We start from the raw sequence: 11,011 nt of genomic DNA on the forward strand, positions 1-11,011 counted from the left end.
CAAATTATGAATAACCTTAATAAAAATGGCATCAACTTGGTTGCTGATATCGGTGGCACAAACATTCGATTAGCCATTGCTTCACCTTCGGATGTCATTACGGATATAGCTACTTATCAATGTGCGAAGTTTGCTAATTTAATTGATGTCATCCGGCTGTATATAATGGAAAAGCAACTTGAGGGTAAAACTATCAATGCTTGTTTAGCCATTGCCTGTCCGGTAGATGATGATTACATTTCCATGACCAATTTACCTTGGCAGTTCTCTCAAAAAGATTTAAAAGAACAATTAAAATTAAATACCTTAACCTTGATAAACGATTACACCGCCATTGCTCTGGCTATTCCTTATCTTAGCGATTCTCAAAAAGTGAAAATAGGGGCTGGTGAGGCGGTTAGTAATAAAGCTATCTCTGTATGCGGTCCTGGAACTGGCTTAGGTGTAGCTACTTTAGTGCCATTAGATAATAAATGGCACTGTATTAGTGGTGAAGGAGGACATGTCGATTTTGCCCCTGTTGATGAGTTGGAAGTAAAAGTTTTTTCTTATATTTATGCTTATAAAAAACGGGTTTCTTATGAACAATTATTATCTGGTTATGGCTTAGAACAGATATATCAAGCGCTTGTTAAGATAACTAATGAAGGCAAAAGTAATAATTTTGTGGCCGGTGACCTTTCGGCTGAAATTATAAGTACTAATGCGATTAATGGTGACTGTATTTTATGCAAACAAGCATTAGAATTTTTTTGTAAAGTATTAGGAAGTTTTGCTGGTAATTTAGCACTAACGGCTAATAGTTTAGGTGGCGTATATATTGCTGGTGGTATTGTGCCTAGGTTTATCGACTTTATTGAAAAGAGTGGCTTTAGAGAACGTTTTGAAACAAAAGGGCGGTTATCCTCATTAACCCAACAAACGCCAACTTATGTGATAACTGAAACTCAACCTGGCCTTTTAGGAGCCGCAGCATATTTGAACCAACTTTAGTGTAAAGAAGGGTAAATCAACTTGTACTTAAAATAGCTTTTCATCATGATAAGTGTCGAAGGTTTGAAGAAACACAACGGCTAATAAGGTAATGAAAATGGCTACTACTAGTATGATCGCGGTTAATAGGTTTGGTTATGGTGCCAAACCGAATGAATTAATTTTAGTGGCCCAGTCGCCAAAAGAATGGTTGATTAAACAACTATCTCAATCTCCTCCAGTAGCATTTAATTATTCCTTACCAAGCTCTAGTGATATTTTCATCCAATTACATGCTTATCGTAAAAACAAGAAAGTAGCTAAAAAAATAGCCCAAGAACTTGCTGGGAAGGATTTTGATAAACAAATGTCCATGGAAGGTGTTGTTACTAAGAAAGCTAGAAATCCAGCTCATAAATTGTTAAACCAACTCTCATCAGATGCAATCGACCAAGCTATTCGATCTGATCATAGCCTTAATTGGCGTTTGCTCGATTTTTTCTCTAACCATTTTAGTGTCAGCGCTTCAGGTCCTGTAATGACAGCTATTGCACCAACATTAGAACGAGAAGCTATTGCGCCGAACTTACTGGGTAACTTTGAAGATTTGTTGCTAAGTGTATGCCAACATCCAGCCATGTTAATTTATTTGAATAATGAAAGATCGTTTGGTACCAACTCTCAAATTAATAAAAATGGCAGAGGCAAGAAAAAGGTAGGTCTTAATGAAAATTTAGCCCGTGAAATTCTTGAACTCCACACATTAGGTGTTAATGGTGGTTATCAGCAACAAGATGTTACTGCCCTAGCAAAGGGTATTACCGGTTGGAGTGTTGCTAGAATCGGGCGTGATGAAGGTAGCGGTTTTTTATATCGAGCTAATGGTCATGAACCAGGAAGTCTTACCTTGCTTGGTAAAAGCTATAAAAAGAGCAGGAAAAACGCGAAACAAGGTGAAATGATGTTACGAGATTTAGCTAATCATCCAGCCACTGCTCGACATATTAGTTTTAAATTAGCGTATCATTTCATTTCTGAACAACCTCCAGAATCATTAATTAATAAAATGGTCAAACGTTGGCTTGCAACAAAAGGCAATATTAGGGAGGTAATGATTACGTTAATTAATGCTGAAGAGTCATGGCATGCCGATAGTCAAAAATTTAAAACCCCAAGAGAGTTTGTTATCTCATCGCTAAGATCCATAGGGGATAATAAAAAGTTGAATCTACGTCAGTTGATGAAATCGTTATCAGCATTAGGACAAAAACCCTTTAGTGCAGGATCTCCCGCAGGTTTTAGTGACAGTGGTAATGATTGGAATGGTGGCAGTGCCATAATGGCTAGAATTAATTGGTCAGCAGCACTATCTTCCAAATTATCTTTTAAACACACAGTAAATGTTGAGACTATAATGAGCAATTCTTTTGGTAAAAACATCAGCGAATTGTCGTATAACACAATATTGCGTGCAGAAAGTAAAGAGCAAGCAATGACCTTGCTTTTGATGAGCCCAGAGTTTCAAAGGAGATAGTCATGCAACGTCGTCAATTTATCAAATCTATGGCTGCCACTTTAGTTCTATTTAAAACACCAAATGCTGTTGCTAAGGCATTATCTGCTTCTTCACCGAAATCAGGGAATAAAAAAATTATTTGGGTTGTATTAAGGGGGGCGATGGATTCATTACATACCCTAGTGCCCACTTTTGATACTGAATTATCGGTATTAAGACCCAAATTGCTCGCGAGTATTAAAGATGATTTATTGATGTTAGATAATGGTTTTGCGCTACATCCAAGTTTAAGTAACCTGCACCAGTGGTATAAAAAGGGTGAGTTACTGCCGATTACCGCGGTTTCTTCGGGGTATGCCAAGCGCTCTCATTTTGATGGACAAGATTATTTAGAATCAGGCTTGGCTAATATTGACCATGATACTGGCTGGTTAGGCCGAGCCGTTAATATGAAGGATAAGCAAGCGTTGGCTATAGCTAATTCAACGCCAATTAGCTTGAGAAGCAGCGAAGCGAGTACTTGGTATCCGTCTCAGTTAAAAGAGGCGGATGAGGATGTGTATCAAGCCTTAATGAAAATGTACCAAAATGATGAGTTATTAATTAATAGGCTTGAAGATGGTTTAGCAGTAAAAGAGATGGCCGATACCATGGTAGGTGACAGAACACTTAACATTAAGAAAAAAGGACAATTCATTGAGTTATCCAAATCCTGTGCAAATTTAATGATGGGCAATAATGGTGTAGATTGTGCGATGTTAGAATTGGGTGGCTGGGATACACATAATAACCAAGCAACCCGTTTGTCTCGGCAACTTAAAGCGCTTGATCAAGGATTAAAAGCTTTAAAAGACGGATTAAAAGATCAGTGGAAAGATACCGTTGTTGTTGTTGCGACAGAATTTGGCAGAACAGTAAAAGAAAATGGAACAGGTGGAACGGATCACGGGACAGCAAGCGCTATGTTTATTGCTGGTGGGTCAGTTAATGGTGGTAAAGTCTTGGGAGATTGGCCTGGACTGAAAAATAATCAACTATTTGAGCAACGTGATTTAATGCCAACCAGTAATACCTTTTCTTGGCTAGCAACTGTTTTGTCACAACAATGGTCGTTGAGTGACAATCAGTTAAAAGCAGTATTCCCTCAAGTTGACAAAAGAACTGTTAAGTTGTTTTTGGGCTGAGGCACACTGTAGTGGTTAAATAATTTTGGCCACTAATTTATTGTTACTAACTCGCTCAGGGGGCGATAGCGCCATAGAATTAATACTCTAAATTTGTTTGGTACTTGAATGATTTCAATGTCCGATCTTGGGATTTGAGGCCTAACTGCACGCAAAAAAAGCAGACAAAATTCAGCTGTAAATGGATGTGAGTATTTAATTCAAAACGGCAGCTAAAGGCTCCAAGTGGCCCTTTCGCATAATCTATCTAATGACTGCTTTATGGAATATTTGTCATTTGTTAAGTGGCAACGCTATATGTAATTGAATGGGCATAGTCGATGCTATTGGGTGGCACAGTCACACGTTATTTTCCAAGCGCTTACTCAATTCAATTTCTAATAATTCCATAGCAATCACCTTATTAGTGTATTGGGACTTTTTCTTGAGGGACGAAACCGTTATGCCTGTTGCTCTATGTGTGATTTTAACACCAGTTTCAACACTTCCAATATGCGAGTATTCACCTTTACAAATGCTAATATCTAAATCACTATCATCCATACAGCACCTCTTAAATGTCCGTCAAAACACAATCGAATTAACTTAGGTTTACGCTCATACATAAGCATTGTTCCTCTAATTAATTCTAGCTTAATAGATGGCTCAGAGCTGTATCGCATAGTTGAATTTATGGCTGAAAAAGACTTGTGTTATGCCTTGTTCGAACATATTAACCTGTATTTTTTGGCTTTATTTTGCCAATAGTTTCTAGTATTGATGAAGCGTCACTAGGGTCTAATGAAAGACAGCCGGCTTTTCCTAACATTACTGTACTGTGCTATATTTGGTAACGATGAAAACTGCCATGCTATCGTTGAACTGGTTAACAAATCGGTCTTTCATATTTTTTGGTTCTTCATTATCTAAATTCATCTGGTGCTCAAAAAGCCTTAATCCAATGTAAACAAATTTGGATTATTAGTAGGCCTGTAGCGTTCATTATTTACGCTGGCATTAATAAATTTAATTCCACGACTGACTATTTGTCCGTACCCCTCATGAATATGTCCGCAAACATGAACTTTAGGCTTTAGTTCTTCAATCTTACTTAATAGGTTTTCACAACCTGTATTTTCACCATTGATATTTCTATCTAAGATACCGAAAGCCGGTCCATGAGTAATTAGAACATCAATATCATTACTAATTAGATCCCACTTTGCTTGTATTTCTTGACCCCGTTGTAAATTAAAAGCCCAGCTTAGAAACCATGGTTGCCATGGTGAACCGTAAAACTTATACCCTTCTACTTCTATAGATTGATCTTCTAAATAAACAGCAGTTATTATTTTTATGCTTGCTTCTTTTTGACGCTCAAAACACCAATCATGGTTTCCTGCGATAATAATTTTATGTTTATGAGGTTGTTCACCTAGCCAATCATTGAAATCGTTGAGTTCTGATAGTTGTCCTCGCATGGTGATATCCCCAGCATGGATTAGAACATCTCCATCAGGTATTTTGATATCTCTATACATGCCATGAGTATCTGCAATAGTGACGCATTTTAGTTTTTTATTCATTTCTCTGAACCGTACACCTTGTGCTTTTATCTGATAAATTTAATCGAAAAACACCGCAGGACTGATCCCAAAACGTTTTGAAAGCTTATTAATATGTTTAGTTGTTAACTGGCGCTTGCCATTGGCAATTAATGAAACTGAGATTTCACTACCAATTTCTTCAGCGAAGTGGGTAGTGTTTAGAATATGATGATCCATTAAAATACGCAGTACAGTTTGCCCCATGTTCATGGCATCAATTTTAGCATTAAATTTTTTGAACTCAGGCGCAGTTGCTTCATACCGTTCGATAATAGGGAATAAATAGTTTATAAGCAGGTCGTTTCTCTCTGCGTCACCGACAAGTACGTCAATCATTTTGATAGCCTCGCTATACTGGTCTCTTGTCTGAATACCATTGCTAAAAGGCATAATCTCTTGTAGTTCTTGGCCTAAACTTATTAGTTTTTGAGTAATCATTTTTACCTCCCTATGTCACAAAAAACAGTGCAAATTTGTGCGTCAACTATAATCACCAGCATCAACATTAGGTGTATTTTCAACGGAGTCTCTTTGTCGAAATAATGAATGTTTTATCAAACATAGCAGTATTGGTAAATGGAGTCCAACGTCAATGAAAACGGGGTGTTTGGCGTTGTACAACTCTGCAGGTACTGATACAGGAGGGCTGTAAAATTGAGACGAAAATGAAATGGGTAAATAATTTTCATTTATTTTAATAAATTATTGATAAGTTGATTTTTGAGGTGACAACAAGTGTTATTTACTTTTCTTAGGGCAATGTATATGTACTATAGGGTAATTTATTTTTAGTTTTAAATTGTCATATTTCCACACGAGCGCAAATATCTTTCAGTTTAATAAAAAAAGCACAGAACAACCATTTTATTGGTGACTATAAGTGGCCGTAATAACAAATTTAGCTATCGATTTAGGCGTAAAAGACTGCGGCGCAGGTCATTAATATCCTGTTGTGACCTTTTTTATGGTGTTCCTTTGATTTTCTAAAGCTTTAGTTCACGTAAAACAGTGCGTTGCAGTGCTTTACGTGATTTAAATTTCGTGCGGTTTTTATAAGTTTACGTATGCGAATCACTGGTTAGAAGCGAAGATGAAGTTATAGTGTAAAATCTCTAGTATCAGTGCGACCTAATTGCATTCACCATTTGAACTCAAGTGCCATTAGCTACTTCGTCAGCTATAAAAAACTCCCCTAAGGACGATTTTGTACTATTAACAGGCAATAACCCGACCTTGTATCAAAATCAATGTAAGTGCCACTTATTAGACTTCTTGTTTTTTGAACAATGTATATCGTTGTCCTAGGTTATGAGCCATTACTTTAGGTAAATTATCTCCGATAGGAACACCTTCATATTGAAAGTATTCCGTATTCCTTAATGATAATGAAGTGTGAACTACACCATTTTCATCAACACCAATCAGATTCAAATCGAAAAGAGTGTGAATATCTCCCCGGAGCAACAGGCCGTTGGTAACTGTATAATTTGTTTCTTCAGTATGTGGAATTATATGAGCAGCTTCTAATACCGCTAATACTTCACTGTTTGAAATACAACAAGTTCCATTAAAAGTTGATAACAGAGCCTGTCTGAACTTAGCTTGACCCCTTCTGCTTTCAATCAATCTATATGTATTCTCATCTATAGGGTTTTCTTCAAAGCTACTTTCAAGTTCATTGAATACACTTGATTCAGCTTTAAAAGAATAAGATTGAGTTGCTACTTGGTCACTATGTAGCATTCTCTGAATCCATTCATTAACATCACTTTCTGATACATTGTATCCTCTTGTTTCCCCATCAAGGCTTTTATTGCACTCATCTATTCCATCTTTTTCAATGTGAATAGTTTGGTCTCCAATTTTAAGCCTATTTTTCTTTTCCCAATGGTTAATGGCACTATCACTGTTAGCAAGCAAAAAATAAAGCAGATTACGATCCATCGCTCTACCGTCAATTTCCGATTCATTTTGAGCAACCCTAAATGCAGCAATCGTCATTGCCCTCGCATCTTTATTACCACTTGGGTAAGCTGTTGCTGCATAAATAGTTGCTTGTTGGTTGGGTTTATAAACTTGAGACATACTATTTTCCTTAAAAACATTCAAATGTTCGCGTAACCATGACACTGGACTAGGTATATATCAGATCGACCTACACATTTTTATAAGCTATTAATGCGTAATCCATACAGCCACTAGCCTCTTGTTCGTTAGGATTTTAGCTATTACATTAATGACTTCCACTTTATGATTAATCATACTTTCTTATATCACCAGGTCAGCTATTAGATACTAAAGTGACCTTAATATTTTCAAGAGATTACGTCAATGATGCGCACAAAGTGAACATATTTGTTAGTGGTAAACCTAATGTTATTCAGTGATCAAAGTAAATGTTATTAGATGATAATGACTGGCAGTTCTGATGCAATTAGGTGGTACAAATGATGTCATTGTCCATATCTTATTAACACGCATTCAACGCCTTTTTATATACCCAAAAAGCTATTGAGATTTTATTTGTGGCTGCTGCCATTTTATCAGAGATAGTTACGAAGTAACTCTTTCCCTTATTTAATAATCGTGTTGTATCGTTAAACCGAGGTCAAAAAACACACTTGTATTTCCTGAGCAAAAAAATTGATAAAAAATCAATGCGAGAAGCATATGTTTCATGATGATGATAACTACTCTGGCAGAGTCGTTATCAGTATTATTCTTACTAACAAAAGGTCTGGAGCCCGCGAATAAGCCCATATGTAAGGTCTTGACAGGTTGCGCTCTGGTCCGCTTTAATTAGGTGGTGTGATGGTGGTGTTAGTAAGATCGCCCCTTGTTTTTTAGTGAGGTGTTCGGAATGTGATAGGTAAGCCTAACTGTCTTTCCTGCTCTGGCGCAACGGTTTTGAAGGTCAAAAATGTTAGTAACGAAATGTTAGTAAAATTAATGGCCATATTAAGGATGGGAATATGAATAACATTGAATTTGAAAACTTTGTAGTTACTCGATTAGATGAGCTGATGGCAGAGCGGAAAGTTGAAATATTGGAAGAAAAAGCCAAAGGGGTTATCAAACCAAAGGGAACTTCTGCCTTTTCTAAGGCAAAAAGTAATTTCAAGAAATCAATATTGATGGTTCGTGAGCTCCCAGCACCAAGTTTGATGGAAACATTTACTAACCAGCAGTATTTTCTTCAATACGGTAAATCCTATCTAGCTGCGATGATTGAGGTTGAGAAAAAGCGAGCAGCCAAGGAGAATCGCCAGCTAAATACTGCAACAGCTAGAACTAACAAGGGATCGTTGAAACTGATTTTTGTTAGCATAGGTAGTGAGCTGGCTACAAAATTAGCAGGCAAAAAACGAGCCACCGCCGAGGGTTATAATGTAAAAGATTTAGGTTTAGATTTAGACGGTTTAGATTTTTCTGAAACGCTTTGTTTCTTGAGTACAAGAGCTTTTCCTGAGTCCACAGATCTTAAAAGCACGGCAAAACTTTTAAGACAAGAATGTGAAAAAGTTACAGTAGGTATTTACTATAAATGGCTACGGGGTAAGCGATCCCCTGTAAATACGAATCTTGAAATAACTAAAGTAAATATAGAGGTAGCTAAGCATTTTGAGTTGTTCTTTGGCGTACCAGAAGGTGTTTTGACTAGGTTCTTACCTAGTGGTATTGGACTTGTAAGTCTCAGAGGAATGCAAAGCGCAAAGGAGTGGCCTGTGATAACTTATGCGCCATATCCTTACTCAGCTAAAGTATCAGCACAGCTAAAGAATCTTGAGAACCACATGAAAGGGGTGGGTAACACGTTCAAGCTACAGGTAGTGTTTCCGGAATATAGAGATACTAGTGATCTTCGGCCAGCAAAAAGAATTTGGACTGAAAATGGAGTTGATGAATGTGTAACAGCAGCAAGTGCTAATGCCTCGTTTGATACTTACCGTCATTGGTTGATGAAAAAAGGGTATATTTCTGACCCTAAAGACTTTAAAAGCGAGGTGGGTTTTGAAGAGTACTTTGAGTCATGGGTTGTTGGTAATGAAGTCCAAATAAAAAGAGCAAAGAAGAAAAAGGGAATTGGAGATTATGCTGAACTACAGGGGGATAAATTCAAGGTCAAGGCACTTAATGATCCAGATGTTGAGGCGCAAGCACTTGTTTCTCTTGTAAAGGAAAAGGGTCTTGAGCTGTTCACTAGGTTAGATGGTTTTGTTGATTTTGATCTGTCAGATTTACTTGTTGTTGAACGTATTGCTGACTTTTGTATATCTCGTCGGGAGCATGGTGTTACTACAGCTTTAGGGAGGTTTGTCGCGGTTCTTAAAGCACTAGTCGGAGTCGTTGGGGGTGAAGTTAGTTACTTGTCTCTGGTACATGCACCTGTTAAACACTACCTCTTAAATGAAGATGAAAAGGAAAGTTTTAAGTGTTGGGAAAAGACTGAGAGAGCACTCGTAAAATACCTTACGCAAGAGGCTAGGAGACTAAAAAACGAGGCTAAAGTAAATAGTGATGACGCTGATGTAGCTGTAGGTAAACGTAATATAGCCCACTTAATTCAATCTGACTTCAGGGCTGCAAATGGTTTATCTGGTGGTATTCAAGAGGGGTATGATGAATACATGATGATTGCTGATCTGCTAGAAACGGAATCTAAGCTATATGGAAATAAACTCTGTTCCGTTGGTTACCAAGCATGTCAGGCAGCATTGTTTATGAATATGATGTTTGAGCAGCCCATGAGGGCAGGTAATTGGAGTCAGTTGAAGATTATTGCACCAGAACAAGCTGAAAAAGCAACGTACCCTTGTATTTGGAAGCCGAGAGGGGAGCGTACTTATCATTTAAGAGTACCCCCTCGTTTTGTTAAGAACAGTCGTTTGTTGAAAACTGTTTTTAGTTGTGATGTATCAGCAAAGATCGATAATTATCTAGAAGTAAGGGCTGAGAGGTTAGAGGCGAAAGGTGCAGCTAGTGATTCGTTTTTAGTTGGTTACAGAGGAGGTGCGTTTACAGGTTTGAGGATCAATACCTATACCTACAGAGCGCAAAAAATCTTGTGGCCTGAACGTGAGTTTATTACATGGGGATTTAACCCACACGCATTGCGCCACTTTGTACCATCGGTATTTATGGCTGACAACCCTAATGATATTTACCGCTGTGCCGAACTGATCCAAGATACAATGCAAACGGTCAAGGAAAATTACATCGAGAAAGATGTAAAAGGGATCTCTGAGCATAATATTTCTTGGGCTGAGAGGCGTAGGAAAGATGCAGATAAGCGTAGGAAAACAGCAGTATTCAAAAATAGTTAAGTAAAACACTATCATTAGAAAGCACAGAAATTTCTACAGCATGGCTGACCTAGGGTAAGGGTATGGTGAAAGTCTAGAACACTTGCTGCTTTAGAATATCAAGCAGGGTTAGACGCCTTTCTCCATACAGTTACTGAGTAAAATTACTGCACTGCAGTTTATTAGGCACACTAACAAATAGTTTTCCAACCTGCACAAGTTGGTTACAAGCTTACGGTTGATACAAGTTACTATGCCAAGCTTTGTATTTTAGTTATATTTTTAGTTCACTGTATTACGGGTTCGATTTGACGATGCTGTGTTGTTTTCTTGTAATCATAATTTACTTAAAAAATTTTCAAAGAGACTCTAGTGCAGGCGAAAGTGATATTTTAATAGGGCTCTCGAGAGGAGATTATTATTTGCTGCTGGGCAAATAGTAGATATTTA

8 protein-coding genes are annotated in these 11,011 nt (G+C 37.5%); 4 read left to right on the forward strand and 4 right to left on the reverse strand.

The features are described from left to right. Window positions 1-6 precede the first annotated feature (6 nt). The 3 genes from CXF85_RS16845 to CXF85_RS16855 all read left to right on the forward strand — a co-directional run bounded on the left by CXF85_RS16845 (window position 7) and on the right by CXF85_RS16855 (window position 3,672). Window positions 7-993 carry a glucokinase gene (locus tag CXF85_RS16845; RefSeq protein WP_041736905.1) on the forward strand — a complete coding sequence of 329 codons (987 nt, stop codon included), beginning with the start codon at window positions 7-9 and terminating at the stop codon, window positions 991-993. A gap of 97 nt (window positions 994-1,090) precedes the next feature. Further along, entirely contained in the window at window positions 1,091-2,506 is a 1,416-nt protein-coding gene (locus CXF85_RS16850) for a DUF1800 domain-containing protein (protein WP_101229801.1), read from the forward strand. Window positions 2,507-2,508: 2 nt separating this feature from the next. Then, on the forward strand, window positions 2,509-3,672 hold the full coding sequence (locus tag CXF85_RS16855; protein ID WP_101229802.1) for a DUF1501 domain-containing protein: 1,164 nt from the start codon (window positions 2,509-2,511) through the stop codon (window positions 3,670-3,672). Window positions 3,673-4,011: 339 nt separating this feature from the next. On the opposite strand, the gene CXF85_RS16860 is transcribed toward CXF85_RS16855, so the two are convergent. The 4 genes from CXF85_RS16860 to CXF85_RS16875 all read right to left on the reverse strand — a co-directional run bounded on the left by CXF85_RS16860 (window position 4,012) and on the right by CXF85_RS16875 (window position 7,343). Further along, window positions 4,012-4,215, reverse strand: coding sequence for a peptide chain release factor family protein (locus CXF85_RS16860; RefSeq protein WP_101229803.1), 204 nt, complete (start codon window positions 4,213-4,215; stop codon window positions 4,012-4,014). A 389-nt stretch (window positions 4,216-4,604) separates the two neighbouring features. Continuing rightward, window positions 4,605-5,237, reverse strand: a complete 633-nt coding sequence (locus CXF85_RS16865; RefSeq protein ID WP_101229804.1) for a metallophosphatase domain-containing protein — start codon at window positions 5,235-5,237, stop codon at window positions 4,605-4,607. 39 nt (window positions 5,238-5,276) lie between these two features. Next, a complete protein-coding gene (locus CXF85_RS16870) occupies window positions 5,277-5,696 on the reverse strand; it encodes a helix-turn-helix domain-containing protein (protein ID WP_101229805.1) in 420 nt (139 codons plus the stop codon). Between the two features lie 825 nt (window positions 5,697-6,521). Beyond that, window positions 6,522-7,343: an HNH endonuclease gene (locus tag CXF85_RS16875; RefSeq protein WP_101229806.1), complete on the reverse strand. Its 822-nt coding sequence runs from the start codon at window positions 7,341-7,343 to the stop codon at window positions 6,522-6,524. An 887-nt stretch (window positions 7,344-8,230) separates the two neighbouring features. Here CXF85_RS16875 and CXF85_RS16880 point away from each other — a divergent pair. Further along, the gene (locus tag CXF85_RS16880; protein WP_101229807.1) at window positions 8,231-10,582 is read left to right on the forward strand and encodes a hypothetical protein; all 2,352 of its coding nucleotides are present in this window, start codon (window positions 8,231-8,233) and stop codon (window positions 10,580-10,582) included. Window positions 10,583-11,011 lie beyond the last annotated feature (429 nt).

The organism is Colwellia sp. 75C3, from assembly GCF_002836255.1.
In the GTDB taxonomy this organism is placed as follows: domain Bacteria; phylum Pseudomonadota; class Gammaproteobacteria; order Enterobacterales; family Alteromonadaceae; genus Colwellia.